This is a genomic window from Marinomonas mediterranea MMB-1, assembly GCF_000192865.1.
Classification (GTDB): Bacteria; Pseudomonadota; Gammaproteobacteria; order Pseudomonadales; family Marinomonadaceae; genus Marinomonas; species Marinomonas mediterranea.
On record NC_015276.1, the window covers coordinates 4,640,231 to 4,664,945 of the forward strand.

Genomic DNA, 24,715 nt, shown 5'->3' on the forward strand with positions numbered 1-24,715 from the left:
TGCTTAATGTCTCTGAGTCTAACACCAACAATTAAGTAGCATGTAGAACGAAACTTAACGAAAGCAGTTATCGATAGCGACCGCCAAACTCTCAACGACAGCGAAGCAACAACCGCCTCTATTAAATCAACTCAAAGTGCCATCATTTGATATTACAGCACTTCCAATTTAGCAAAAGACAACACAAGCCACTTTGTACCTTCGGTATCGAAGTTCACTTGAACTCTGGCCTGTGGGCCTTGTCCTTCGTAGTTAATAACCAACCCTTCACCGAAGACCGGATGCTTCACTCGGTCGCCCATTGAAACGTTGGTTTCAGGTACTTGATAACCGTGCAATATGCTCTGATTTTGCTTTTGCAGTGTGCCTTGATAGTTGTGTCGCTGCATCGAAACAGGTCTTGCGACTTGTGAGCGCAGGCGCACTTCTTCAATACACTCTTGTGGGATTTCACGAATAAAACGAGAAGGACTATTGAAAGATTCACTGCCATGCAATCGACGCGATTCCGCATAGGTAATATAGAGCTTCTCCATGGCCCGCGTAATACCAACATAACAAAGGCGACGCTCCTCTTCGAGGCGTCCAGGTTCCTCAAACGACATTTTGGAAGGGAACAAATTCTCTTCCACGCCAGTTAAAAAGACCAATGGAAATTCCAAGCCCTTCGCCGAGTGCAGCGTCATCAACTGAACCGAATCCTGATACTCATCCGCCTGAGCTTCACCCGCATCCAATACCGCTTGGTCCAAGAATGCCATCATTGGCGAGCTAAACTCTTCGTCATCTTCTGACCACGAGAAACCACTTGCGGCGCTGACTAACTCTTTCAAGTTCTCAATACGGGCTTCGCCTTTTTCACCCTTCTCCTTCTCATGATGAGGAATCAAACCCGCTTCTTGAATGATGTGTTCAAAGACATCACCCAAACCTAGATCAGGTTGGATTAACGTATTCCCCATACCATCAATAATCTGTAAGAAGTTCTTAATCGCATTGGAAGCGCGAGCAGGCATCACACCATGCTGCACGATATGCTCTGCGGCCTGCCACATAGAGCAACCTTGATCTCGAGCGATCTCTCGCAAGGTACCAATACTGCGTTCGCCAATGCCACGCGGTGGTACGTTAATTACACGCTCCATTGCGCCGTCGTCATTCGGGTCAACTGCCAACCGAGCATACGCCAATGCGTTTTTGATCTCTAAACGATCATAGAATCTGTGCCCACCATAAATTCTATAAGGCAACTGTTCCCTAACGAGGCATTCTTCGATCACACGAGATTGAGCGTTAGAACGATATAAAATCGCCATGTCTTTTAACGCGGTTCCGTCGTCGCGCCACTTTTTAATAATCTCTAATATAAAGCGCGCTTCGTCTTGCTCATTAAACCCAGCATAAAGGGAAATCGGGTCGCCATCGCCGCTGTCTGTCCAAAGCTCTTTACCTAAGCGATCATCATTGTTCTGAATCAGCCCGTTGGCGGCTTTTAGAATTTGCCCAGTTGAACGATAGTTTTGTTCAAGACGAATCGTCGCCACGTCATTAAAGTGTTTTGAGAAGTTTTGGATATTCTCAATTTTTGCGCCACGCCAACCATAGATTGACTGGTCATCATCACCCACTGCGGTGATCGTGCCAGTATCACCAACCATCACACGAAGCCACGCATACTGAATGGTGTTGGTGTCCTGAAACTCGTCCACCAGCACATGCACAAAGCGTTGTTGGTAATGCTTTAATAAAGCCGGATTTGTCAGCATTAATTCATGCGCTCGTAACAATAACTCACCAAAATCCAGTAAGCCGTTGCGTTCACACGCTTCTTCGTAGTGGTAATAAAGCTCTCGCATCCCTTTTGAAAATGGATCATGCGAGTCGGGAACATGAGCAGCACGTCGACCTTCGTCTTTTTGGCCGTTAATAAACCAAGCCACTTGCTTAGGCGGCCAACGCGTATCATCGATATTAAACTCTCGCATGATACGTTTAACGAGACGAAGCTGATCATCGCTGTCCATGATTTGGAAGTTTTCCTTCAACCCTGCATCGCGCCAATGCGCTCTAAGCAGGCGATGGGCCAAACCATGGAAGGTTCCCACCCACATACCTTGAGGTGGTAATCCAACAAGCTGCTCGATACGCCCTTGCATCTCTCGCGCCGCTTTGTTGGTGAAGGTAACGGCCATAAGGCTATAAGGTGATAGCTCATAGGCATGCATTAGCCACGCTATACGATGAACCAGTACGCGAGTTTTACCGGAACCAGCGCCAGCCAGTACCAAACTGTTTTGAAGTGGCGCGGCAACGGCCTCACGCTGTTTGTCGTTTAGGGCATCGAGAATAAAAGAAACGTCCATTGAGCTCCGCCATTTTTAAAATTAAGCCACAAAATGGTTGATTTTTGATCAATTTTGCGGTTTTTATATACAGGTAGTCTTGCTTTCTATCTATTTTGACTTTTTTCAACGGCTGATGACAGTGATTCGTCATATCTGTCATCAAAAGAGTCTGAGAGGTATTACTCATGACGTCTATGGAAGTAGCTGAAATCAAAACTGAATTGCTTCATGCATCCATCAGTTTAAAAAAAGAAGAAAACGAACGAACCCAAAAAGAGGATAGCGACAGAATGCTTAAAGCACGACGCGCAATCGAGAATTATCGAGAGGAACAACGCTTAATACAAGCGATTTCCGACGGTTGGGACGACTGATATATAACGTCTCCTAACACTCATTTTTACAGCCTATTTTAAATAGGACTGTCTTCTGCTGGCCTCTTACTTTTATAGACGCCGGTTCAGGGTTTGCTACCCCCTATTTTTTGTCCAAAATGCTTTCGAATTAGTGCTTTCACCCTCATTTTAGTTACAAAAGCCCCCTGCACTAAGTCGCGAGCGAAGCCAAGACGAGGCAAAAATAGACGAAAAAGCGAAGTTTATACGTTACAAATGAGCATTTTGAGTCTCTTTTTAACATGGTATTGGAAAGCGCAATAATCGTGCAACGATCTCTACAAAAAGATAATCGACTTATTGATCTATTCCCTAGAAGCCGAATAGCGTTTCAAGTACCATTACATCTAAATTTTTTAATCATCAACCCACAAAAACAAAAACAATTATAACCCTATCGGGGAGTCACCATGTTTGAACACATCCAAGCTGCTCCAGCTGACCCTATTCTTGGTTTAAGCGACACGTTTCGTAAGGACACAAACCCTAATAAAATCAATTTAGGCGTTGGCGTTTATAAAGACGAACAAGGCGCTACACCGATCCTTAAATCGGTAAAACAGGCAGAAGAACGCCTTGTTATCGATGAAAACACCAAAAGCTACCTTAGCATTGAAGGTGAGGAAGCTTACCGCGCTGCGGTAAAAGCCCTGCTTTTTGGTCAAGATCATGCTGTGATTTCTAAAAATCGCGCTCATACCGCCCATACACCTGGCGGTACTGGTGCATTGCGCGTAGCAGCTGAGTTCATCAAAAAGCATCTTCCCGAAGCAACAATCTGGGTCAGCAACCCAACATGGGCGAACCATCAGGCCGTCTTTCAATCTGTTGGCCTTGAAGTCGGCAGCTACGCCTATTACGACGCAAACGCGAAAACGCTAGACTTCGAAGCGATGCTAGCGAGCCTGTCACAAGTCCCTGAAGGCGACGTTGTGTTATTCCACGGCTGCTGCCACAACCCAACTGGCATCGACCCAACAGCGGTTCAATGGCAACAACTTGCAAAACTGGCTAGCAAACAAGGTTTCTTACCTTTATTCGACTTTGCTTACCAAGGTTTCGGCAACGGCCTTGAAGAAGATGCCGTTGGCTTACGCACTTTCTTGGAAGAAACCCCAGAAATGCTGATCGCGAACTCATTCTCCAAAAACTTTGGACTGTACAATGAGCGTGTTGGTGCATTGACCATTGTGGCTGAAACCGAAGAGCAAGCTAACGCCGCGTTTACTCAAATTAAACGCTGTGCTCGTACCAACTACTCTAACCCGCCTTCTCACGGCGCTGCGGTTGTGACAGAAATTCTGACCAACGACCAACTACGTAGTCTTTGGGAAATGGAACTTGCTAGCATGCGCCAGCGTATCCAAGAAATGCGCACCTTGTTCGTCAACACATTGCGAGCAAAAGGGGTTGAGCAGGACTTCTCGTTTATTTCCAAGCAACAGGGCATGTTCTCTTTCTCAGGCCTAAACCCTGATCAAGTGGCGAGCCTAAAAGAAGATCATAGTATTTACATCGTTGGCTCAGGTCGTATTAATGTCGCAGGCATGACCAAAGACAACATGGAACCACTGTGTGACGCTATTGCCGCTGTCTTAACGAAATAGCAGCTTCAACCGCTCAGCGACAAGCGTCGCTGTATGCGAGAGAAAAGCATACAAACTTGACCAAAGAGCCAACAAACTGTTGGCTCTTTTCGTTTTACCTGTTAATTTTGTAAATCCAGTTTTGGCTAAGACTCGATGGAGCACCTTGAATGACCGCCACTCTGATTTACTGCTATGACCCAATGTGTAGCTGGTGTTGGGGCTTTAAACCCGTTTGGAATCAGCTTGAAAAAGCACTACAGCCTTTAATCGACAAACAAAAGTTGAGCATACAACCCATGCTCGGAGGGCTAGCACCCGATTCAGATACCCCCATGCCCGACGAAATGAAAACGAAGCTGGAAGCAACATGGCATCGTATTTCAGACAGCCTTGGCACGCAGTTTAATTTTGATTTTTGGCGAGAAGCCGCACCACGTCGTTCAACCTACCCAGCTTGCCGCGCCTGCCTAGTCGCCCGAGACTTTGGCCTAGAACATGAAATGGCAACCGAAATACAACACGCCTACTACCTAAACGCTCAAAACCCATCCGATCTCGACACACTCACCCGCTGCGCAAAACACATAGGATTAAAAGAAGACGGTTTTCAAAAATCCATGGCGCTCGTGAAAGAAGAACAAACACTAGAACATGAAATTACCCAAGCACGACATCTAGGGCTCAACTCATTTCCGTCTTTAGCCGTCATCGTCGGCGACCACCTAACCGAAATCCCGATTGATTATGAAAACCATGAAACCATGCGTCAGGCGATAAAAGCCGCACTGCCTGTAGAGACAGACTGACTTTTTAGCGAGGAGGAAATAACCAACACCTCGATCCAGCTCCTCCCTATTACCAAGCAAAGGGAGCACTCAATACTTCGGTCTAGCTCCCCTTACCAAGTAAAAGGAGCGCTCAACACCTCGATCTAGCTCCTCCCCCTTACCAAGGGGGAGGTTGGGAGGGGGTCTACAACAGCACACACATCGAAGCCGTCCACAGCATTACCGAATAGAAAAACAGGGTCTATATCCAACCTATTTTTGCGCCATCTCAAAAATGGCACACTATTTCTGAGGTGAACAACATTCACCTTCTCGCTTTGTCTACTACGCTTTCTAAAAGTGTATTAGTATCAGATGTATAGTGCATGGGCAGCGAACTAGTGTGCCATGCCAAGAAATACATAAGCGCATACTCGATTTCAACACTCGCTTTTTCAGAAGGACTAGAAAGTTATTATATTTCAAATGGTTAGTGTTTAATATGAAATCACCCAACTGGATAAATGAGCATGCGCATTGATAAAATGTTAGGAGTATATAAATGTCAGATTCCAATCTGATGCCAGATAAAATTAAAAGCCCCATTCAGCTTATGGCTGCATGGTTTGTTATGTTGGTATCTGTGATCACGGTACTACTGACAACCGCAGTAAATATTGAAAAGCCTGAATGGGCTGCTGGGTACTTGGTTATATCGCCAACGGTTGTGGTTATCATCGTAATTGGGTGCGTATTACTCATGCTAACCAAGTACAGACCACATTTACAAGATGGAAAAGAGTACGCTGAATGGATAAAAGAGCAAGGAGCATATTCACAGGGCGAATTTATACAGGCGGAAACTTTTACATCTTTCGAAGACAAAGAAATTGTAAAAGAACAAGTGATTGATACTAGTGACATTAATAATATATCAGTTTCAGTTATCGATGTTATTGGGTCTTCTGAAATTGTAGAGTCCCTCAAGAACAAAGGATTTAACGCAGAGATATATCCTCACAGACATAAAGAGTATGATAAACGCGAACCATTTAAGTCGATCAAAGGTGAGCAAGAGGGAATTTGGATTGGCTACAGAGTTGAAGCTAATATCGCAATAAGAGCAATTAACGTCGCGTTAAAAATTTGGCCTGAACTGAAATACATTGTTATACCTTCAGATAACAGCAGTCCACCAGACCATGTCAATGATCAAATATTCATAGGTGGCTCCAGCAAAACTCCAATCAATAGGGGAACACGCCCCTGGTTACTTGAAGAGCTAAAGTCACTTAAAGAAGATATTGATATTAATGAATTTCATCGCAAGATTCGTGAAAAATACTCCTAACAAGAACTAAAGAGGGTTTCGCGTACGCTCGTCAACTGCTCCTGTGTTGCTCTAGTGACCTACATCCATGTAGGTCACTAGAGCAACAAGTCAGCTTGCCTGACACGCCTTACTACCACTGTATTTCACGCCGTATCCGCCGTGCTTTTCTCTGTGGAGACAATGCAGTTACCGGAAAAGTTTCGAACACCGTCAATGTATGACAAGTTCTTCAAATTGGGCGCCTATGTCAGCCCCTCTAACGAGACATGAAAAGGACAAACATGACTGGAAAAATCGGCCCACATGAAGGAATTGAATTTATACTTTTTGACCGAGGTGAAAAACACGTAATCTATTTCAATTGGGACTCATGGCCAGAAGAACATTTTTCTGCCGCAAAATTGGTTGGTGCTGAGACACTCATATTTTCACAGCCAGAAAGTGAAAGCGAATCGTATATCTTCTATCGCAGAGAGTTTGAGTCAGAAGCAAAAGAACTAAGAGATATAATTCTGTCTGGCTATACTGCCCATGACGATGATTTTGAAGAGAAAGAATATCGTATTGGTGAAATATTAGGTTACACCAAAGAAGATATTACTTTATACCTTAGCAATTTTGGAGACGATGCATAGACAGCGAAGAAGAGAATAGGTCGCCCAACTCAACACACCTCACTCAAAGCATCAACCAACTGCGTCATTTCATCGGGCGTGGTGTAATGCACAAAAGACAATCGAAGCACGCCTTTATCCGCATCTATTCCCATCGCTTCGAGTAATCGAACGGCGTAGAAATGCGCTGCGCCGCATATGATGCCCTTCTCCACCAGACGCTTAGCAAGCACGTCTGAATCCATCTCAGAATGCATCAATGCCACAGTCGCGGCACGTTGTGATGCATCCGCAGGGCCAAGTAAACGCAATTTAGGGTGTTGATCAACAAAATCCAGCAGCGGTTGCAGCAAGGCAACTTCTGCATCGTGCAATAAGGCGCGTACTCGTTCAGCGCGCTTTAGAACCGAAGCCTCATTTTGAAAATGATGGTCATGCAACAGGTCAAAGTAATCCAGTACTCCCTGTGCAGCGGCCACCTGAGCATGATCCGGCCCTGCGGGCACAAACCACTTATTGCGATAGGAAGCATTGAAATAGTGCGATTGATTTCCCAGACGTTCAGCGACAGCGTTACGTATTACCATGACACCTAGGTGTGGGCCGTACGTTTTATAAAGGGAAAAGAGGTAAATATCCGCGCCTAACTCGCGGACATCAGGAAAACCATGACCCGCATAAGACACGCCATCGACGACGGTGACAATGCCATTTGCTCTTGCCTGTGCGCAGATCGCTTTAACAGGGTTAATATGCGCCACAATGTTGGAACAATGCGGAAAGGCCAACAATTTAGTCTTTTCGGTAATAAGACGATCCAAGTCAGACGTAGACAATAAGCCTGTTTTTGGGTCAACTTGCCACTCTTTTACGACAATGCCCTGACTGGCTAACCGACGCCAAACGCCACTGTTCGCTTCATGGTCTTGGTTCGTCACAATGATCTCATCGCCCGATGTAAGAAGAGAAGCGAACGCCTGAGCCAACACATAGGTGTTTTGCGACGTTGACGGACCAAAATGCACCTCTCGCTCATCCACATTCAGGTAGTCAGCAAAGCGCTTGTAGGAGATGTCCATTGCGTCGCCCGCTTTCTGCGAGGCAGGGTGCACATGATACGGCTGAAGCTTGGTCTCTCTGTAGTAAGTCGTCAGTCGATCTATCACTTGTTGGCAAGCATACGAGCCTCCCGCATTTTCGAAAAATGCCTGCCCTTGTAGGCTTGGCTCACGAAAGGCGGGGAACTGAGCCCGAACAAATTCTAAATCCAAAGAGGTCATCGCGCGTTTCCTTCTTAGCTTCTTAACGTCTTAGCTTGTTAGCCAAAGTCGTGATTAATAAGATCCAACATCGGGTTATACAAAGGCTCTTTTGCAGCATCCCGACTTTTTTCTGTATCGGTCATGCCTTCTTCATCGGCCTGCTCTGCTCTTTCTGTATCTTCTTCTGATACATCGAGAGAGTCTGTTTCAGAGCTTTGTTCCGAGCCGTGATCAGCGACTTGCTCGGAGCTAGCTTCACTTTCCTCTGAGGTCAACGACGCTTCCTCTAGCGCCACTTCAGGAGCTTCTAAAGACGCCTCTAGAGACTCTTCGATTGTCTCTTCTAAAAGCGCTTCATCGGCGTCTTGTGGCTCAAGTGCGTCTTCAACGCAGCTTTCATTTTCTACACTTTGGCCTTCTGCAATATCGTCTTCTGCTCTTTCTACGCCCGCTGTGTCATCTTCAATGCTGCTTGTCTCAAGTGTATCCGTCTCAAATACGTCGCTCTCAAGCGCATCGGCTTCAAATGCATCTGTCTCGCTTGAGCCGTCTTCCGCAACACGGCTTTCTGAGATATCGCCTTCTGAGATACCGTCTTCTGAAAGTATAGACGCCTCGTCAGCATCAGAATCACTTTCTGTAGCGAGTTGTTCCTGTTCTACCGCTATATCAAGCTCGGCTTCTTCGGAAACAGGCTCAGGATCCGCAAGAAGGGATTGGTCATTAGCTTTAATAAAGGCCGCCAACATCACCGCGAGTTCTTCCATTTGCGGGTAAGTCACGTTGATCGCTAACCAATCGGACGCGTCGGCTTCAAACGCCATCAGGTTTCCCGGCACAATGGCGTGGCGATGTTTCGCCGCAACAATCGCCATATCGGATTCACTTGGTTTCTTCTCCATTTGCATCCAAAGCGCCATGCCGCCTTTGGAGTAGGCAAACCGAATGCTGTCACCTAGCTTTGATTCTAAAATAGCTTTGGCTTTTTCAGACAATGACCAAATTTGACGACTGCGTTTACTCAATGAATGCTTTTGCGTACCCAATAAGGCGTCGCTCAAGGCTTGTTGCTGCGAATCGTTTAAGGCAAAGTCAGCACTTAAAAAGGCCCCTTCCAAAATCGTATAACGGCTCGGGATACACCATGCCGCGTTGCGATCAGAACCTTTTGACTCGACACCACCGATGTAAATCACACGGTCTTCGGTATCCAACGATTTATAGCTCATCAAAGGAGACGCTTTATACCCAAGATGAGAGGCCAAATCCCACTCCACCGCTGGGATATTGATTTCATTAATAATCGTAAGCCAACGACGTAGACTTAAGTTCGATATTTCTTGTCCTGCGGGAAAAGCAAACTGACTCGGGAAGACAATCAGACGAATGTCGTTGTCTCTAATGCAACGAATCGCTTCGTCCAAATCCACACCTCGATCACCCGCTTGTAGACACAATACATCGCGATGCAAGCTCTGCAAACCGCCTAGCAAGCGTGGGTCACAAGGCGTAATCACTAAAATTTGATCGCCTGTTTTCGTCAGGCTTTGCACCACTTGGTTAAAGATACTGACGGCCGATCGCGCCAGCCAAACATTCCCCGAACGTGTTTTAATCCCTAAACGCTTTAGGTGATCCGCCACTGCTTCTCGCACAGCAAGATGGCCTTTCCCTGGAACAGGCAGCTCAGCTTCTGCTGTGCGTGGTCCGGGCAATAGAAAGGCATCACTTTGATCCACTAACGCGGCACGATGGGACAAAGCTGACCAGATTAATTTAGCGTTTTCGTCGGTGAGTCTTTTGACCCGATCTCCCGCTAATACGTGCGCGTTCTTAGAGGTAGAGCGGTGACAAACAAAATAGCCAGATTTAGGCCGAGATTCGACCCAGCCCTCTTCGGTTAAGATATCGTATCCATGAATAACGGTATTTAAACTGAGTTTCAGCTGCTTCGATAATGACCGTAGAGAGGGCATTTTATGCCCGGCTGCGAGTTCACCTTCCGCAACCTGTTTTAAAAACCAATCCACGACCCCTTTGTATAGAAAGTCTGCCACGCTGTGTACCTTTAGATTTGCAATTTTTAGATCTGTTATCAATCATTGACCGTAGCCACTCAAAACGCAAGCGTGTTCCTGCGTTTAAGCGTGTATTTATCCTTTTATTTAGGCTGATTGAGACCTTTGTACAAACATCACAAATCGGCGTATCGTTAAGAACGCACAATTAATTCATAAAAAACAACGAACAAGATACAATCGCGCTTTATACTGATTTTTCTATCTCCGGGTAAAGGCTAAAATAGGGGCAATATGGCGTTTTCTTCCAGCAACATTCGATCCGATTTTCCCATTTTAAACGTTACAACCGATGATCACCCTATCGTCTACTTAGACAATGCCGCCACGACCCAAAAGCCGCTTCCCGTTTTACAAAGCATTCAGGACTATTACCTATACAGCAACGCGAATGTACACCGAGGCGCTCACTTTTTAAGTGACCGTGCGACGTCTGCGTTTGAAAGCGCCAGAAATACCGTCGCCGCCTTTCTTCATGCACCAGAAAACAGTCATGTAATTTGGACAAAAGGCACCACAGAAAGCATCAATATGGTGGCGTATGGACTGGAGCATTTAATAGAAGTCGATGATGAAATCTTGATTACCAGTCTTGAACATCACGCGAACCTTGTTCCTTGGCAGCAATTGGCCTTTCGCACGGGCGCACGTCTTCGAGTGCTGCCTTTGACCTCAACGGGTGAATGGGAAGCCGAATACGCCAATTACTTTACCGATAAAACGAAGATATTCGCATCGACCCATATATCCAATGCCATCGGCGCGTCTACGCCACTTGCCAACATGCTCAATGAAGCAAAGAAAGTAGGCGCTTATACCCTTGTTGATGGCGCACAAGCCGTGGCGCATTATGAAGTCGACGTAACCGCTCTAGATTGCGACTTTTACGTCTTTTCAGGCCATAAAATGTACGCGCCAACAGGCATCGGTGTGTTATACGGTAAATCAAGCGCCTTAGAGACACTGCTGCCCTATCAAACAGGGGGTGAAATGGTGCGTCATGTTGCTTACCAAGCGACGGAATTTAACGTTCTTCCCTATCGTCTCGAAGCCGGTACGCCTCATATAGAAGGCGCGATTGGGCTTGCCGCCGCGTGCGACTATTTGACCAAACAAGACCGTCCAGAGTTGTTAAAATGGGAACAGATGCTAGCCAAGACGGTTTATGACGAACTGTGTCTCGACCCAAGAATCGAAATCTACTCTCCGTCTAGCAACACGACTTTAGTGTCTTTATCCGTACCCAACGTTCACACGCTTGATCTCAATAGCTACTTAGACAGCAAGGGCATTGGCGTTCGAGCGGGAAGCCATTGCGCCCACCCTTTAATGGAGCAATTAGGCGTTGGCAGTACCTTACGAGCGTCATTCGCTTGCTATAATACCAAACAAGAAGCAAAACGATTTTGCGAAGTCTTACTAGAAGCCATTGATTTACTTGCAGATTAAGCCCCTACAAAACGAACGACTTACCCAAACATGACTCACTTACTTGATAGCCAAACCATCCAATCTCGTCTTCAAGCCTGCACCAGCAAAGAAGCCACCTTTAAAGAACTGGTTGCCCTAAGCAAGCAGCTTGAGCGCCTAACAGACGACGATAAATCTGAAGAACACAAAGTGAAAGGCTGTGAAAGTGCCGTTTGGCTAATCGAGGAACACATTGACGGGTTGTGCCACTTTAAAGCGGACAGTGACGCTAAACTGATGCGTGGTGTCTTAGTTGCTGTGCTCAGCCTAGTTCAAGGCAAGAGCAAAGCAGATATCCAAGCAATGGATTTAGTACAAGAGCTGACCCAGTTTAACTTAGGCAGTTACCTAACCAGCTCTCGTACTAACGGGGTGTTGGGGATTCTTAAGAAACTGTCTTCTCAAGATCAATAAATACGCATCACTGCCCATCTCCACTTTTCCGCATTAAAGCGCAGTTTGGTTATTGCTCTTGAAGTCTAACGAAGTCACCCAACCGCTGTTACTGATTGACTGCTCCACGCGGGTGATCGTGTATTTTTCATCGCCTAACATAAGGCGGCTTCCTGCATACATGATCTGACCGGGCACTGACGCATTGCCTTGAGCGGTACCCTGATTCGCTCGTTTCAACGCATTGATCGCTTCGAGTTTCGCCTCGTCCTCACTGGTAAAGTGGCCTTGTTTTACCAAGGTAGGTTCTCCTTTTCCGACACTTACCGTGACCATTTTGTTCCGTTTAGTATCCTGATATTTAACGGAACAACGCCGATAGAAGGTCGTATTAGAATGACTGATCTGGCTATCGATACAGCGATCTATATCCAACATCACTTCTGGCGGTGCTTCTTCTTGCTTCATTAGGTACAGAATCGAGTTTTTTATATTAAAAATGACAGAATGATCTTTTGCGATTCTGTTCAATAAATTAATGTCCGACTCATTTACCTGATCAATATCATGCAATTCTTCAGTGAGATCCGATTTATACCCCAGCCCGTGACGAGCCGCGATGTCGACCGCCAACTCAGCCAAGGTTATTTGTTCATATCGATGGTGACGACGCTCTTTGATATTGGAACCAAAATCCATCCCCGTCGCGTTTACCGAAAGCTCGCAGTTGTTACGTATACTGGTCTTTTGAACATAAAAAGCACCAACATAGTTCTGCTGGTCTTTCCCTCCTAGAAAGACCTTAATCTGATCGCCGTATTCAGGCCGTTTAAACTTGGCGCTGAACACTAAACTCAGTTCATCACTGTTGTCCTTTTCATTGTCCGTGACACGTAAGCTAACAAGATAGGGCGATACTCTGTCGGTCACGTCTTTATCATTCACAAACAATCGATACGTCGGCGTCATTACCATAAGACCTCCTCCGTCACGACGGCGGATTGCTCAGGCAATTCGACAATATCCCCCCTTGAAAGAAACAACCCTAAGTTTGGGTTCGCTTCGTTTACGGCTGTAAATTGCTCCAACGAGCCGTAATAGAGCATCACCACTTCATCTAACCTCATTGTCGTTTTCGTTACTTCATAAGTTGCCATGTATCACCACCAGCTGTACTTCAAAGCTTTGTTTATAAAACTCCCCTTCTTTCAAAAAGTTGGATTGATCCGCACTGATTTCCATAATCAACACCGTCAAGGCTTGACCATAGGAAAGCGCAAGCGTGACCGATTCCTTCTTTTCCGCCAACGCATACAAGCTGTTCAACGCTCCCATACTTTGTTCAATCAATACACCGCTCAATGTCAATTTTTGACTGTGGCGACCGACTTGTTGCCAGTCATCAAAGCCATTGATGATGCTCTTGTTGGCAAAGTGATAGCTTGATTGACGTGAAATATTGGCAATATTAACGCCGCTACTTTCAAATTTAACGTGACCTAATTGACACAACATTAGATATCCTCATCTTTCAGTGATGGACTGGATGTCGACGCCTGACCACGCATTACGTTTTCAATAGCTCGTTCTATATCAATATTGCTCGTTGGGTTATTCACGGTAACCTGAACATTAATATGCTGAACGACTTCTTTCGTCGGCGATTGCCCATTGTTGATTGGCGAAAGCTCATAACTTTGAACCACACTTCCGGTCGGTGCTGGAGCAAGTGCTTTTGTCTCATCTGGCGATGGATTCATCGCAGCCGCACTCGTCGTCACTAACATTCCCGCACCAATGGCGGCCAGTTTGCTATTCGACGTGGCTTTATTTTGTGTATTTAACGCTGTAACAGAGCCTCTAGAACGCCCTCCTTCATTGGGTGTCGCTGCCTCACTCGAAGCCTCACCTTCATCGCCAAATAACCCCAGCTGCTTACCAACCCAGCCTATTCCCTTGGCAACCAACATAATCGGCGCCAACGCCGTTTTAAATACGGAGCCGATCACTTCACCAAACTTCATACCACTGGCGGCAAAGCCTGCAAGCTCCGCTTGGCTACTTTGAATCGGCGTAAACAACGCACCAAACCAATTGATCACCTCAGACACCTTGCTCGCGATCCAAGCAAAGGCATCACCGACAGGCGCTAGCAAATTCAATAACGGCTGAAAGGCGGTAAAGACAGGCTGCATAGAGGACACAAAGCCATCAAATACCCCACTAAAAAACGCTTTTAGAGGTTGCCAATATTTGTAAATCAGGACACCGGCTGCAACAAAGGCCCCCACAATTAAGCCAATTGGGTTGGCAAGCATCGCGGCATTCAATCCCCACTGCATCATCGCTCCGGAGCGTAAGGCTGTAGCAAAACCAAAGACAGTGGATTTCGCTCTCATTAGCCCTGCCCCTGCATTTTTTAATCCGCCACTAACGCCAGCAATAGATTGCTTAAACGAGGAAAAAGAGCTGACAAGCTTCGACCCAGAGTCGTAAGTATTTACTAACTTAGAACTCAAGTCCGTTAAACCGGTTACACCTTGCTTTGAAAAATCAAACGTTTGCACACCATCATACAAACCCGTAAGCGATTTTTTGAAATTTGAGAAAGTACTCACCAGCTTCTCGCCCGACAGAACAGCGCCTTTCATTCCTTGTAATTTACCGCTCGCGCCGTCGCTTTTCTTCTTACTCGATGTCTTGTTCGCTTTGGAGGAAGACATCGCCGTCTCTAAAGGCTCGTCTGAATTTAAGCTCGTAAAGGACGCTTTCAACCCAACAAAAGATTGCTTCAGTGTTGAGAAGTTATCCGTGAGCTTTGAGCCTGAATCAAGTAAGCCTACAATCCCCTTTTTCGACAATTCAAAGTTCTGTAACCCACTCGATAACTCGGTAAAAGATTGCTTGAATGTCGCAGCATTCGTTATAAGCGTTGACGCTGCGTTCTGTACGCCTTTTAACGTCCCTAACTCGGCATTGTCGCTCGAGCCTTGATCAGCGCTAGAATCGCGGCCCGCTTTGGTTTTATTGGCCTTCTTTTGACGTTTTTTAACGCCAGATTTGTTGTTTTTACTCTCCGAATGATTCTTCTTAAACCCAAAACCGGAAAGGCTTTTTTGCATCTTATTCAGCTTACCGGACAAGGTAGCTGTCATTTTAGAAACAGACCCGACGAGGCTATTTAGGTCTTTGCTTAGAGTGGATACCCCTTTTTCAAAGCGACCCGTCATCGTCGCCATCGCAGTACCCACTTCCGCGAACCCCGTCGTTTGAGCTTCTGGGGTAGAAAACATTTGACGCTCAGAACTCGGTTGTAACGATTCTTTTACAGCATTCTCTTTTGTACCTGTTTTACTCGCTGCTTCCGACGGTGCGCTATCAAATAGGCCACCTAAGAAGCCAACCTCTTCGAATGTACTCAGCTTCTCAAAATAACCACTAAGGTGCTTTTGCATGACGCCTGTTACATCGTTAGCCAAGTCTGCAATGTTGCCCGTTATATCAAAACTGATGGAGACACTTCCTAGTGACATATTTTATCTCTCCGCTTATCTTTCGACTTCACACAAACGTTTCGCGGTCTCTGCAAAGGTTTCAAATTCGTCTAATGTCATTTCTAAACAATCACAAAAACCAAGATGAAGCTTTGCAGAGACCATAGCGATTGCGTTTAAGCAACCGCTCCAGTCGACGACAAAAAACTCTCTGCGGTATCCTTTAGCAGAATAAAATCGTCGTAATCCAATGCATCCAATTCATCGACTGTCATTTGCGCCAGTGTTCCAACGATGGCGATTTGACGCTCTTCTAGATTTGGCTCACTAAAGTGGATGCGAATATCCCGCAGTTTAGGTTTGCGTACTTTGACAATACGTCCATCGGACAAAGCCACTTCTTTTTCTTTTAATAATTCTTTAGACATGTTTCTTAACCTTTTTAAATAAATTGATTGATCCTGTAGATCGAAAACGATTAATTTTGTACATTAGTGTCTAAAGTAAATTAACGTCTCAACCATCAATGGCCGTTGATATCACTGAGACGCTGCTTACTTTTTGACTGTATTTACTGTGTTACTGTCGCGGTCCCCACCACAAGACAGTAACCACATCGCCATTATTGACGGGGCTTTGCTTAAGAAAGTACGTGAGTGCGGGCTTTCTCCAATAGGTCCACATCGTTAATTTTGGCGATCATATTCTTCGCATCTAACATGCACTGTTCAGTGCCATTCACTTTTAGCGCGTAAAAATCAACGTACACTTTCAGTTTGCGTTCTACTTCTTTACCGGTTTCCCAGTTACCGTCGTCGATATCAATGCTGCCTTTAACAGTCGCTTCAATCGGGTAATCCTGACCGTCCTGGCTCAAATTGCCTTTGATCACAAACAATGGTGGTTTAGTCAGTTTGTTAGCCGCTTTAAAAACAGAATCGTGATACTCATTGAGCGTAATTTCCGCTTCCATGGCTTTAAATACGCCATTCGACATGGCACGTTCAAAACCACCAGCCGTCACCGTTTCACGAGTGATTTCGACCTTAGGTAAAGTAACTTGCTTGGCCGTACCAAGCAGACCAACGCCGTCAATAAAGACCGTCATTGCTGATAAATATTGTGGTACTTGTGTCATGGTTAACCTTCTCCATTAATGTAGTTAATTAGTACGTCGTTCCAGTCGTCAGAGTAGACAAGCTCAACATTTAGCTCACGCACACTTGGCATATCACCCAACTTAACCGTTAGATAGAACTTGCCAGCCGTAGCCGTGGCTTTGGTATTCTTTTCGGAGTCAAAATAGGCATCAAAACCCACGATGACATCGTTACCTTTGAGTTCATTCATAAACTCAACAACGGTTTGACGAACCCAAAGTAGCTCACTGGCTTCACGATCTCGCGCCCATTTAGAAGAAACGAGGATGGCTTGCAGCAAACGCTGAAAAGTACGAACTCGATCTAATGATTGCCAAATCGGATCAATATCTGTGGTTTCAAATCCATAAGTACGCCAACCAATGTCTTGCAAAATAGTGGCGACGCCAGCCTGACGCATACGACGCGCTTCGCACTCCGCACCATCGAGGTATTCAATGACTCGATCCGTTGCACTAACACCTTGAACAACCCGGTTTGAGTGTGACTTCGCCCAACCAAATGATGAATTAGCATCACGAAACGCGGTAACGCCAGCATAGAGCGCCGAAGCGGAAACCTTCACACCGTCAGCGGTGTACATGCCATGGGTCACTAAACAAGACTGAGAGCCATAATTCGCGGCGTAAGCCAATACATCCGCTTCGTTTGCACCAAAGTTATCGACAAACGCTGTGGCGGTGATCGCACTGGCCGTCGCTACCAATTTCACGCCTACGTCCTTAGTCGCAGACAAAACAGGCGCAATCAAAATGCCGCCAAATAAGCTGACACCGGTTAATCCCTCTGATTTTTTGAATAGATCAATGGATTCCAATATCGCATCGGATGAACACACATTGACAATAACCGGGCAGTTAACACCTTGTAGATTAATGCCTTTTAGCGCATTCACGACCGTGCCCGCTTCGCTATCGCTTTCTAAGTATTCAATAGCCTCCGATGCATTGTTAAATTTCAAAAATTCCGCCGTGCTGGCAACGCCAATTACACCAATCGCGGTTGTTGAACTGACCGTAACAGGGCGCGCGGCGGCGGCACTGATACTGCCATTAATACCAAAGTTTAAGTTCATAAAACTCTCCTTTTATGCTTGATTGCTTTTTAAGATTTCAGCAACTTGCGTTGCTCTGTTTTCAATATCGCTCACCACGTTTTCCACGCCTTTTATTTGAAAGGGAAGAGATACCTCACCCGCTTCCACCTTGGCTAAGAAACCCGTCGCAAGTTCATTGAATGGTTCTGCCGCAGCACGCACTTCCGCTAAAGAAGAAGCCGAGCTTAACGCGACATTAAGTTGTGAGAAGGCGTGCAGAAGCAGCTGCATTCCGTCTGTGGTGGTGCCGAGTAGTGAATTTGAATCACCTGCTTTATCAGCTATATAACCTCGTATAACTTTTTTGAGTTCTCTGGCATTTTCCGGAATAAGATCAATATCCGTATGACTAATACTTTGGTTCAATGCACTTTGCGCTATCTGAACACCATCACTAATTGAAGGAGCGCCATTAATAGTCGCGATAACCTTCCCTTGGTACATAATTTTCATTATTTGGATCTCCTGTTAATTAAAGTCGCCTGATTCCCTTCTCCCTCAATAGGTAAGACATTTATCATTGCCAGATATAACTCACACTCTTCTGCGTGATCGATATTAATGTTCATATAACTCGAACAAATTTCAGACTGCCCAACTACCTGATCAATAAAATGCCACTCTTTCGCTGAAGGTATGTTGATCTGACCACCGTCATCGGTATGCCCAAAATCGAAATTTAAAGGCCCCTTAGAGACATAAACATAAGCTCGAAAACGGCTTCGATTGCGCTTATAGGTTTCAATCATGCTAAACATGCATGAATTGGCATAGCGGTGCTCTTCTCCTGCAGGCTTATATATTCTCAATATATGCCCACCACTTATTCCTCCCCATCCTCCAGCTAGACCTCCGCGTCCTGCTCGTGCTCCTTTGTTATATCTTCCATAGTAAAATGGCGTTTCTTTCGTTGCTTCTTCAATGCTCGAAGCGGCAGAATCAGGCTTTTCCGGTAAATATGGACCTTCAAAACCTTTAGTAAATGGATGTACAGCCTCAATTGTGACCGTTCCTCTAGCGCCCCACCCGTCTAAAGGACCATCTCCCAGATCTTGCAAAAAGGCGTTGTAGTTCAAGGGCATTGCCATCAAATTATCTCGCTGGGGCACAAAACCACTGTTTGCTTTCCAACTTTCAAATTTTGATTCTGCCGTTCTCACTCGACCATCCGCTTTATCCAAAAAGCTTTGTGTTTCATTGGTATGGTCTTGTACGGCTTGAGTTAGCCGCGCTATTTCGTTGTTCACACTCATAGTGCTTTTCCTTCTGTTGTTAATATTCGGTTATGCAGCTGTATTTGCCGCGTTGCGTTTTGAATCGTCGCGGTCGCATTGGCATAAACAGGGTTCATCCAAAGGTCGGTAAGTTCTGATCCTGTGATGTAATCGGTCGCTTTAAAGACGATCTCACCCGGTTCACCCGAAACGGCGGCTTTGATTGTCAGCATGCCGCCGATCCCTGTGGACAAGGCGATTTTCGGCGTTTTCGCGGAGACAATGGTCGAACCGCTGGCGTCGACAATTCGCACTTCGTACAAGTACATTTGAAAGTCTTCGTCACTGGGTAAATTGACAATAAAGGTCAATACTCCACTGGTGTCGTAGTAGCTGTTGTCTATCTGAGATTCGTGGAAAACGCTGGTTGAGCTGGCGTTGTGCGTGCTCGCTCCCACAAGTTGATAGCGATTAGCCTGACTTTTCAGTGTGCTTTTCAGCACACCAAGCCCATGCTCCGTCGCGATGGCGGTTATAGTGTCCATTGAATGGCTCCTTTGCATTTCACTGTGCAATTTGCGTTAAGAGATAACGACGAAGACAAGCTCATACTGTTTGTCGAGGCCGCATCGGTTTTTATCACTGAGGCACGCGCCTCAGGCAGTGCGATAACAAACTCGCCAAAGCGACTACGAAGGTTCTTCGCTTCGTTCGCCAGACGTTTTGCTGTCGCAAACTTTTCATCATCAAACACCTGATTAGGATCACCGCCCAACGTCACTTCGGCATCAAACACATAGGGCGTTTTAAACTCCTGTATTTGTACCTTACTAAACACGCTGCTTAAGGCTTTTTTCACGGCGTGAGCGGTGCCTTTGTATCGATGAATCTCCCAAGCATTTGCAATCAACTCCCGACTCTCGCGCTCGTTTAGCCCGCGCACGTCCACTTTCCAGCTGGCGGCTAAAATCGGCAGCAACTCAGCGACACACGTAAGTGGGTTGGTATCAGCCAGAGATAAATCAAAGCTCAACCGCTGTGCGGCCAGTTGATCCAAACACTGCTCAAGCTCCGAAGAATTTGATGGCAATAAGCTCTGCGTCATGCGTCCTCCCAATCGATCTGAATATCAGTAATTACGATGCGCTCATCTGGCGCACATACGGTCTCGGAAGTCGGAGCCTTTAATGACACATTGGTCACTTCATCCACTGAAAACAGACGAACCAGCTGAAAAACCGACAGTGTTTTCCCAATAGCCTGGTTCTTGTTCGTGTTGGCTCTGATCTCGGCTTCAACTTGAGACCGATATTGCAGAGGGCATGAAATTGTCACTTGGATGCTAATGGGCTTTTCTTTCGCTTCTCGTACCGTTACCTTGTCGGTAATCGGCCTAACCTTTTCACCCGATAACACGCTCTCTACTTGTGCTTTAATTCCATCTGCAAGTCCACTTTCCTCATGGGTTGCGATGACAACGTTGACTTCGCCTATCGCAGGGCTAAAGACGTACACATCATCAATCAAGGAATGAACCGAGTACGCGTGATACTCATAGCTTTCCCGCGACCCAGCGGTCGGATGACTATCAAGGCTTCTCACGATACGAATTCGAAACGCGTCGTCGTCGTCTCCTGTCAATCGCTCAACGCCATAGTGAGTTGCGATATTGTCTAAGTTCGTATCGCTCGCATACGGTAGCAAAAGCCCTTTTAAACGCAGATTAAAATCACTTTTTAGATACAGTTCACGATAAGCGAACGCTTCTAGTATCAGATGGTACGGATCAGACTCGACGGGCTTATAACCCGGTACAGCCTTATACACTTCATTCAGTAACTCATTAAAAATGCTTTCAAAATCTGCTACTTCAAATACCGTTGGAACGGCTAGGTTTTCAAATACGCGGCTCATGCTGGGTCTAACTCCAGATAAAAAGTGTGTTTTCCATTTTTCGCGTCAGCATTGAATTGCAGGCGCTTAAAACGAACCCTCGGTTCCCATTTACTAACGGCCTCATAGATGTAGCGCGTTGCCAACAAACGCCATTCGCTGTCCATGTCTCTATCGCGCAGCTTGTACAGCTCTGATCCGAAAGTTGGACGCATAACTCGCTCACCCAATCGGGTGGTTAAAATGCGCTGAATACTCTCGTCAATGCTGACGGCATAGCCGTCTTCCGGTGCGTGTCCGTTGAGTAAAATACTAATAAGCTCACTCATTGCGCCGCTCCCGTACTCGCACCACCTCCAAAGTGGTTACCTGCATTCTGAGGGTGCGTATGGTTCACTAGGCTGATACCGTTCACGACCACGTCGCCGCTTCCACCATTCAGCTGTACTTCATTTGCCTCTACGGTGACGGTCGATGCTGTCACCGTCGCGCTTTCTGTGGCGATGCTGACGCTTTGATTGGTTTCAATCTTAAGCACGTCCATTGCTTTCAAGGTCAGCGTATGAGTTTGGCTGTCGTAGCGAATTTCTGTACCGTCTTCGTATACCGTCACGTCTTCTGTTGTTGTCGCTTCAGGCTCACGACACGTCTTATTAAAAATGGACCCTAGAACATAGCGTCCCATCAGAATCACGACTTGCTGACCGATACGAGGCGGTGTGTAGTGGCGCTTAAATGCATTTGCTTGTTGCAATATTGGCAACCAATCCGTCTCTCTACCTAAGATATGTACCTTGACCAAAGCTTGGTCTTCTTGGGCTTCTATCACAGTGCCGCACTCTATCAATGCTTGTTCGTATTTCATTGTTTGCACTCCCGTTACTCATCAAGTTGGACACAGTTTAGAGCGCTTTCCGGTAGGGTTCAGTCCATATAGCGGTATCTGGAGTGAGCGAAAAAAAAATTTTGAAATAATAAAAAAACAACGAAAAACAGCGTCTGGAGCACTCGAGCCAGTCAATTCGTTGCAATAAATAAAGAGAGGTAATAAATGATGTGGAACTGGATCGGCCAAATGGCCAGCCACTTAGTAGGAGATCCCTTAAAACAGTGGCAAACACGAAAAACAATGAAACTAGAACAGGCGTTTGAACTCACTAAACTGGAGCACGAGACCAAGATTGCAAAAGCCAATGTCGCATTAGAAATGGCGCGACAAGGTCAACAACAAAACTATGACTTAGATAAAATTGCCATGCAGAACATGCAAACCTCGTGGAAAGACGAGCTGGTGTTAATACTGTTTTTAACGCCTATCGTGCTGGCGTTTATTCCAGGAATGGACGCTTATGTTCATAAGGGCTTTGACGCCATTGAAAAGATGCCAGCTTGGTATACCAGTATTGTCATCGGCATGGTCGTTGTTATCTATGGCATGCGCGGGATGCTGAAAAGCTACTTTCAAAAAACAAATATGCGCCCTCGCCTGTTTGATGGCAGGAAAGAAGACTAAATATGGATATTAATAAAGTCATCACCGCCTTGTTTACCACCGCTACCGTTGGCTTAGTCACGGCTATCTATGGTTTAAACACGAGTGTTGCAGAACTGAGTAAACAGATAGCGGTCATGGAAGAGCGCTATCAAAACACCACAAAAGAACGACTGAAACGAGAAGAAACGCTTAATAAACTGGGTCTAAAAGTTCGCGAGCAAGATGAGCGTATTAATCGTTTGGAATGGCAATATGGTAAGTAATACTTCAATTAGAGAAACGTTAGTGACCAGAAAGTTAGTCAAAAGAGAGCTGACTGACAAAGAGATAACTAAAAAAGAATTAGTTAAAAAAGAATTTACCAAAAAAGGAACGGCGTCACACTAAAAAGAGAGGGGGGGGGGTATTCGGTGTGACGTTAAGACTTTCACTTCTACGTAAGGTACTGGCACTTTATCTTGACCAATACCTTTGTCTAATACGCTAAATAGCGCTTAAAATTGAACGGTAAGTTCACTTTTTAACGAACGCGTCGTTGAGAGATACGATCAGCTTCTTGCTGAGAATACTCACTGTTTTTTGACCACTTAGGGTCGAATCGATGAGACTCTAACGTGCTGAATGTATAACCGCAATCACCACACATTCGATAACGTTCCACGACATAGGATTTATTCGTTCCTACCACACGTGTCTTTTCACTTTCACAGTTTGGACACCACATACATTACTCCTTTTCTTTTCCATAACAGACGGTTCAATAGCCGTTCGCTAGATCCTTAATTTCAACCAAATTGACCCGTTTTCATAATTTTAGATAGACGTTCCGCACGCTGGCCTACTTGTTGCGCCCATCGGCTGTCCATCATTTCTAGTGCTGCCAACTCATAGTTTTGCCGGTCTAGCGCGGCAATCATTTTCTTAAACAGCGCAAAGCGCGGATAACCCAGGTTAAAACACATATCCACCATGACGACCTTTCGCGCCACATTTAACGACTTAAAAAACGTCAAATGCCCGAGCTGTTTTAACGTGCTTTCTATATCAGCCGACAAGAGAATGGCCGCTTCTTTGGCACTAATTCCGTTGTCTTCAATATTTCGACCGTAACCAATAGTCAGCTTTCCAGCGGGACAAAGATAAGGCTTTAAAGCCAACCCTTCGTTTTCCGCTACTAATTCGGTCGCACGCTGAATCACATCTTGTTCTTCCATACCCTTATTCCTCACACCTAATGTTGGTCGAAATAGGAATATAACCATTTAAAATAGACCGAAACACGCGCCTATTTGAGGATTTTATCCCTACTCTCTCGTATTTATCAGACATTAACCTTATAATGTGCTGTAAAACGATCCTTATATTAAGGATAATATCATTTCATATCAACGAATATTTCCTAAAAATTATGAGCGCAAAAGACAGGTTAAAAAAATTCAGGGAAAATCAGGGGCTTACGAGACGAGAAATGGCCGATTTCCTAGGTGTAAAGCCATCTAAGGTGCAGGACATCGAAACAGGGAAACAGCGCATTAATGAAGATTTCCTAATACTCGTTTCTGAGAAATGCAGCATCGATGTTGGCTACCTTATTACAGGCCAGCACCGTAGCGAGACAATGGTATCAGAGCCTAACGCCGCTCAAGCCCCTTCTAAGAAAGAAGAAGACCTTGTGTATATTCCTCAGTTCGATATTGAGTTATCTGCGGGAACCGGTGCGTACCCAGCCGACCATCCCTTAGCGATTGCCTCATTGCCTTTCTCATCCAACTGGCTTCTGAAAAAAGGATTGCAAGCTCATAACCTTAAACTACTGCGTGTCATGGGGGATTCAATGGAGCCCTTATTAAAAGACAAAGACATGGTCATGATCGACACAAGCAGAGTAAAGCCAACGGAAGCGATGCCCTTTGCCGTGCGTTTAGACGGGGATTTGTTAGTCAAAGGCATACAAAGACAAGGCGACGGCAGTTTGATTTTAGTTAGCCGAAATAAAGCCTATAACGACTTGATCATCAACAGCAAACAACCGCCTGAGGATTTCGCCATCATTGGAGCCGTTGTGTGGCACGCGCACAGTTGGATATAACTGTACGCTCGTAATTTGAGAGGCTGAC

The 24,715-nt window shown here is 45.6% G+C and carries 29 protein-coding genes; 10 read left to right on the top strand and 19 right to left on the bottom strand.

From position 1 onward, the window contains the following. Positions 1-152 precede the first annotated feature (152 nt). On the bottom strand, positions 153-2,363 hold the full coding sequence (gene uvrD, locus MARME_RS20995) for a DNA helicase II (protein WP_013663279.1): 2,211 nt from the start codon (positions 2,361-2,363) through the stop codon (positions 153-155). Positions 2,364-2,530: 167 nt separating this feature from the next. Between uvrD and MARME_RS21000 the strand changes: the two genes are divergently transcribed. The 5 genes from MARME_RS21000 to MARME_RS21020 all read left to right on the top strand — a co-directional run bounded on the left by MARME_RS21000 (position 2,531) and on the right by MARME_RS21020 (position 7,064). After that, positions 2,531-2,719 (top strand): PA3496 family putative envelope integrity protein, encoded by a 189-nt coding sequence (locus MARME_RS21000; RefSeq protein ID WP_013663280.1) that lies wholly within the window; start codon positions 2,531-2,533, stop codon positions 2,717-2,719. Positions 2,720-3,150: 431 nt separating this feature from the next. Beyond that, entirely contained in the window at positions 3,151-4,347 is a 1,197-nt protein-coding gene (locus MARME_RS21005) for an amino acid aminotransferase (RefSeq protein ID WP_013663282.1), read from the top strand. 149 nt (positions 4,348-4,496) lie between these two features. Continuing rightward, positions 4,497-5,135: a DsbA family protein gene (locus MARME_RS21010; RefSeq protein ID WP_013663283.1), complete on the top strand. Its 639-nt coding sequence runs from the start codon at positions 4,497-4,499 to the stop codon at positions 5,133-5,135. 523 nt (positions 5,136-5,658) lie between these two features. Beyond that, entirely contained in the window at positions 5,659-6,447 is a 789-nt protein-coding gene (locus tag MARME_RS21015) for a hypothetical protein (protein ID WP_013663284.1), read from the top strand. Positions 6,448-6,710: 263 nt separating this feature from the next. Then, positions 6,711-7,064: a hypothetical protein gene (locus tag MARME_RS21020; RefSeq protein WP_013663285.1), complete on the top strand. Its 354-nt coding sequence runs from the start codon at positions 6,711-6,713 to the stop codon at positions 7,062-7,064. Positions 7,065-7,093: 29 nt separating this feature from the next. On the opposite strand, the gene MARME_RS21025 is transcribed toward MARME_RS21020, so the two are convergent. Together MARME_RS21025 and MARME_RS21030 are read right to left on the bottom strand one after the other, a co-directional pair. After that, positions 7,094-8,323, bottom strand: a complete 1,230-nt coding sequence (locus tag MARME_RS21025) for an aminotransferase class V-fold PLP-dependent enzyme (protein WP_013663286.1) — start codon at positions 8,321-8,323, stop codon at positions 7,094-7,096. Between the two features lie 38 nt (positions 8,324-8,361). Next, positions 8,362-10,362 carry a GntR family transcriptional regulator gene (locus MARME_RS21030; RefSeq protein WP_013663287.1) on the bottom strand — a complete coding sequence of 667 codons (2,001 nt, stop codon included), beginning with the start codon at positions 10,360-10,362 and terminating at the stop codon, positions 8,362-8,364. A gap of 255 nt (positions 10,363-10,617) precedes the next feature. On the opposite strand from MARME_RS21030, the gene MARME_RS21035 reads away from it, so the two are divergent. Together MARME_RS21035 and MARME_RS21040 are read left to right on the top strand one after the other, a co-directional pair. Continuing rightward, positions 10,618-11,832, top strand: coding sequence for an aminotransferase class V-fold PLP-dependent enzyme (locus MARME_RS21035; protein ID WP_013663288.1), 1,215 nt, complete (start codon positions 10,618-10,620; stop codon positions 11,830-11,832). A gap of 30 nt (positions 11,833-11,862) precedes the next feature. Further along, positions 11,863-12,267, top strand: a complete 405-nt coding sequence (locus MARME_RS21040) for a SufE family protein (RefSeq protein ID WP_013663289.1) — start codon at positions 11,863-11,865, stop codon at positions 12,265-12,267. Positions 12,268-12,300: 33 nt separating this feature from the next. Here MARME_RS21040 and MARME_RS21045 read toward each other — a convergent pair whose 3' ends face one another. The 14 genes from MARME_RS21045 to MARME_RS21110 all read right to left on the bottom strand — a co-directional run bounded on the left by MARME_RS21045 (position 12,301) and on the right by MARME_RS21110 (position 21,968). Beyond that, positions 12,301-13,221, bottom strand: a complete 921-nt coding sequence (locus tag MARME_RS21045) for a phage late control D family protein (protein WP_013663290.1) — start codon at positions 13,219-13,221, stop codon at positions 12,301-12,303. Beyond that, entirely contained in the window at positions 13,215-13,403 is a 189-nt protein-coding gene (locus tag MARME_RS21050) for a tail protein X (RefSeq protein WP_013663291.1), read from the bottom strand. The genes MARME_RS21045 and MARME_RS21050 overlap by 7 nt, the downstream gene beginning before the upstream one ends. Further along, positions 13,390-13,761: a phage tail protein gene (locus tag MARME_RS21055; protein ID WP_013663292.1), complete on the bottom strand. Its 372-nt coding sequence runs from the start codon at positions 13,759-13,761 to the stop codon at positions 13,390-13,392. The genes MARME_RS21050 and MARME_RS21055 overlap by 14 nt, the downstream gene beginning before the upstream one ends. Continuing rightward, positions 13,761-15,779, bottom strand: a complete 2,019-nt coding sequence (locus MARME_RS21060; RefSeq protein ID WP_013663293.1) for a phage tail tape measure protein — start codon at positions 15,777-15,779, stop codon at positions 13,761-13,763. Before MARME_RS21060 ends, MARME_RS21055 begins: the two co-directional genes overlap by 1 nt. Positions 15,780-15,916: 137 nt before the next feature. Next, complete coding sequence (locus tag MARME_RS21065) at positions 15,917-16,168, bottom strand: phage tail assembly protein (RefSeq protein WP_013663294.1); 252 nt, start codon at positions 16,166-16,168, stop codon at positions 15,917-15,919. Between the two features lie 212 nt (positions 16,169-16,380). Continuing rightward, positions 16,381-16,878, bottom strand: coding sequence for a phage major tail tube protein (locus MARME_RS21070; RefSeq protein WP_013663295.1), 498 nt, complete (start codon positions 16,876-16,878; stop codon positions 16,381-16,383). Positions 16,879-16,880: 2 nt separating this feature from the next. Beyond that, on the bottom strand, positions 16,881-17,975 hold the full coding sequence (locus MARME_RS21075; protein ID WP_013663296.1) for a phage tail sheath C-terminal domain-containing protein: 1,095 nt from the start codon (positions 17,973-17,975) through the stop codon (positions 16,881-16,883). A 12-nt stretch (positions 17,976-17,987) separates the two neighbouring features. Further along, entirely contained in the window at positions 17,988-18,449 is a 462-nt protein-coding gene (locus MARME_RS21080; RefSeq protein WP_013663297.1) for a hypothetical protein, read from the bottom strand. Continuing rightward, positions 18,449-19,249, bottom strand: coding sequence for a hypothetical protein (locus MARME_RS21085; RefSeq protein ID WP_013663298.1), 801 nt, complete (start codon positions 19,247-19,249; stop codon positions 18,449-18,451). The genes MARME_RS21080 and MARME_RS21085 overlap by 1 nt, the downstream gene beginning before the upstream one ends. Then, positions 19,246-19,755, bottom strand: coding sequence for a hypothetical protein (locus tag MARME_RS21090; protein ID WP_013663299.1), 510 nt, complete (start codon positions 19,753-19,755; stop codon positions 19,246-19,248). Before MARME_RS21090 ends, MARME_RS21085 begins: the two co-directional genes overlap by 4 nt. After that, complete coding sequence (locus MARME_RS21720) at positions 19,743-20,315, bottom strand: phage tail protein I (RefSeq protein WP_013663300.1); 573 nt, start codon at positions 20,313-20,315, stop codon at positions 19,743-19,745. Before MARME_RS21720 ends, MARME_RS21090 begins: the two co-directional genes overlap by 13 nt. Then, positions 20,312-21,124, bottom strand: a complete 813-nt coding sequence (locus tag MARME_RS21725; protein WP_013663301.1) for a baseplate J/gp47 family protein — start codon at positions 21,122-21,124, stop codon at positions 20,312-20,314. Before MARME_RS21725 ends, MARME_RS21720 begins: the two co-directional genes overlap by 4 nt. Next, positions 21,121-21,432, bottom strand: a complete 312-nt coding sequence (locus MARME_RS21105) for a GPW/gp25 family protein (RefSeq protein WP_013663302.1) — start codon at positions 21,430-21,432, stop codon at positions 21,121-21,123. Before MARME_RS21105 ends, MARME_RS21725 begins: the two co-directional genes overlap by 4 nt. After that, on the bottom strand, positions 21,429-21,968 hold the full coding sequence (locus MARME_RS21110) for a phage baseplate assembly protein V (RefSeq protein ID WP_013663303.1): 540 nt from the start codon (positions 21,966-21,968) through the stop codon (positions 21,429-21,431). The genes MARME_RS21105 and MARME_RS21110 overlap by 4 nt, the downstream gene beginning before the upstream one ends. 186 nt (positions 21,969-22,154) lie before the next feature. Here MARME_RS21110 and MARME_RS21115 point away from each other — a divergent pair, with 186 nt between their 5' ends. Both MARME_RS21115 and MARME_RS21120 read left to right on the top strand, forming a co-directional pair. Then, a complete protein-coding gene (locus MARME_RS21115) occupies positions 22,155-22,616 on the top strand; it encodes a hypothetical protein (protein ID WP_013663304.1) in 462 nt (153 codons plus the stop codon). 2 nt (positions 22,617-22,618) lie between these two features. Continuing rightward, complete coding sequence (locus MARME_RS21120) at positions 22,619-22,861, top strand: hypothetical protein (RefSeq protein WP_013663305.1); 243 nt, start codon at positions 22,619-22,621, stop codon at positions 22,859-22,861. A gap of 257 nt (positions 22,862-23,118) precedes the next feature. On the opposite strand, the gene MARME_RS21125 is transcribed toward MARME_RS21120, so the two are convergent. Both MARME_RS21125 and MARME_RS21130 read right to left on the bottom strand, forming a co-directional pair. Next, on the bottom strand, positions 23,119-23,322 hold the full coding sequence (locus MARME_RS21125) for an NrdR family transcriptional regulator (RefSeq protein ID WP_013663307.1): 204 nt from the start codon (positions 23,320-23,322) through the stop codon (positions 23,119-23,121). A 61-nt stretch (positions 23,323-23,383) separates the two neighbouring features. Then, positions 23,384-23,812: a glycoside hydrolase family protein gene (locus MARME_RS21130; protein WP_013663308.1), complete on the bottom strand. Its 429-nt coding sequence runs from the start codon at positions 23,810-23,812 to the stop codon at positions 23,384-23,386. 194 nt (positions 23,813-24,006) lie between these two features. Here MARME_RS21130 and MARME_RS21135 point away from each other — a divergent pair, with 194 nt between their 5' ends. Further along, a complete protein-coding gene (locus tag MARME_RS21135) occupies positions 24,007-24,687 on the top strand; it encodes a LexA family transcriptional regulator (protein ID WP_190273414.1) in 681 nt (226 codons plus the stop codon). Positions 24,688-24,715: the final 28 nt, after the last annotated feature.

Excerpts from the sequence above, each read along its gene's own strand:
- uvrD (WP_013663279.1), bottom strand. The coding sequence starts at position 2,363 with ATGGACGTTTCTTTTATTCTCGATGCCCTAAACGACAAACAGCGTGAG.
- MARME_RS21000 (WP_013663280.1), top strand. The coding sequence starts at position 2,531 with ATGACGTCTATGGAAGTAGCTGAAATCAAAACTGAATTGCTTCATGCA.
- MARME_RS21005 (WP_013663282.1), top strand. The coding sequence starts at position 3,151 with ATGTTTGAACACATCCAAGCTGCTCCAGCTGACCCTATTCTTGGTTTA.
- MARME_RS21010 (WP_013663283.1), top strand. The coding sequence starts at position 4,497 with ATGACCGCCACTCTGATTTACTGCTATGACCCAATGTGTAGCTGGTGT.
- MARME_RS21015 (WP_013663284.1), top strand. The coding sequence starts at position 5,659 with ATGTCAGATTCCAATCTGATGCCAGATAAAATTAAAAGCCCCATTCAG.
- MARME_RS21020 (WP_013663285.1), top strand. The coding sequence starts at position 6,711 with ATGACTGGAAAAATCGGCCCACATGAAGGAATTGAATTTATACTTTTT.
- MARME_RS21025 (WP_013663286.1), bottom strand. The coding sequence starts at position 8,323 with ATGACCTCTTTGGATTTAGAATTTGTTCGGGCTCAGTTCCCCGCCTTT.
- MARME_RS21035 (WP_013663288.1), top strand. The coding sequence starts at position 10,618 with ATGGCGTTTTCTTCCAGCAACATTCGATCCGATTTTCCCATTTTAAAC.
- MARME_RS21040 (WP_013663289.1), top strand. The coding sequence starts at position 11,863 with ATGACTCACTTACTTGATAGCCAAACCATCCAATCTCGTCTTCAAGCC.
- MARME_RS21045 (WP_013663290.1), bottom strand. The coding sequence starts at position 13,221 with ATGGTAATGACGCCGACGTATCGATTGTTTGTGAATGATAAAGACGTG.
- MARME_RS21050 (WP_013663291.1), bottom strand. The coding sequence starts at position 13,403 with ATGGCAACTTATGAAGTAACGAAAACGACAATGAGGTTAGATGAAGTG.
- MARME_RS21055 (WP_013663292.1), bottom strand. The coding sequence starts at position 13,761 with ATGTTGTGTCAATTAGGTCACGTTAAATTTGAAAGTAGCGGCGTTAAT.
- MARME_RS21060 (WP_013663293.1), bottom strand. The coding sequence starts at position 15,779 with ATGTCACTAGGAAGTGTCTCCATCAGTTTTGATATAACGGGCAACATT.
- MARME_RS21065 (WP_013663294.1), bottom strand. The coding sequence starts at position 16,168 with ATGTCTAAAGAATTATTAAAAGAAAAAGAAGTGGCTTTGTCCGATGGA.
- MARME_RS21070 (WP_013663295.1), bottom strand. The coding sequence starts at position 16,878 with ATGACACAAGTACCACAATATTTATCAGCAATGACGGTCTTTATTGAC.
- MARME_RS21075 (WP_013663296.1), bottom strand. The coding sequence starts at position 17,975 with ATGAACTTAAACTTTGGTATTAATGGCAGTATCAGTGCCGCCGCCGCG.
- MARME_RS21080 (WP_013663297.1), bottom strand. The coding sequence starts at position 18,449 with ATGAAAATTATGTACCAAGGGAAGGTTATCGCGACTATTAATGGCGCT.
- MARME_RS21085 (WP_013663298.1), bottom strand. The coding sequence starts at position 19,249 with ATGAGTGTGAACAACGAAATAGCGCGGCTAACTCAAGCCGTACAAGAC.
- MARME_RS21090 (WP_013663299.1), bottom strand. The coding sequence starts at position 19,755 with ATGGACACTATAACCGCCATCGCGACGGAGCATGGGCTTGGTGTGCTG.
- MARME_RS21720 (WP_013663300.1), bottom strand. The coding sequence starts at position 20,315 with ATGACGCAGAGCTTATTGCCATCAAATTCTTCGGAGCTTGAGCAGTGT.
- MARME_RS21725 (WP_013663301.1), bottom strand. The coding sequence starts at position 21,124 with ATGAGCCGCGTATTTGAAAACCTAGCCGTTCCAACGGTATTTGAAGTA.
- MARME_RS21105 (WP_013663302.1), bottom strand. The coding sequence starts at position 21,432 with ATGAGTGAGCTTATTAGTATTTTACTCAACGGACACGCACCGGAAGAC.
- MARME_RS21110 (WP_013663303.1), bottom strand. The coding sequence starts at position 21,968 with ATGAAATACGAACAAGCATTGATAGAGTGCGGCACTGTGATAGAAGCC.
- MARME_RS21115 (WP_013663304.1), top strand. The coding sequence starts at position 22,155 with ATGATGTGGAACTGGATCGGCCAAATGGCCAGCCACTTAGTAGGAGAT.
- MARME_RS21120 (WP_013663305.1), top strand. The coding sequence starts at position 22,619 with ATGGATATTAATAAAGTCATCACCGCCTTGTTTACCACCGCTACCGTT.
- MARME_RS21125 (WP_013663307.1), bottom strand. The coding sequence starts at position 23,322 with ATGTGGTGTCCAAACTGTGAAAGTGAAAAGACACGTGTGGTAGGAACG.
- MARME_RS21130 (WP_013663308.1), bottom strand. The coding sequence starts at position 23,812 with ATGGAAGAACAAGATGTGATTCAGCGTGCGACCGAATTAGTAGCGGAA.
- MARME_RS21135 (WP_190273414.1), top strand. The coding sequence starts at position 24,007 with ATGAGCGCAAAAGACAGGTTAAAAAAATTCAGGGAAAATCAGGGGCTT.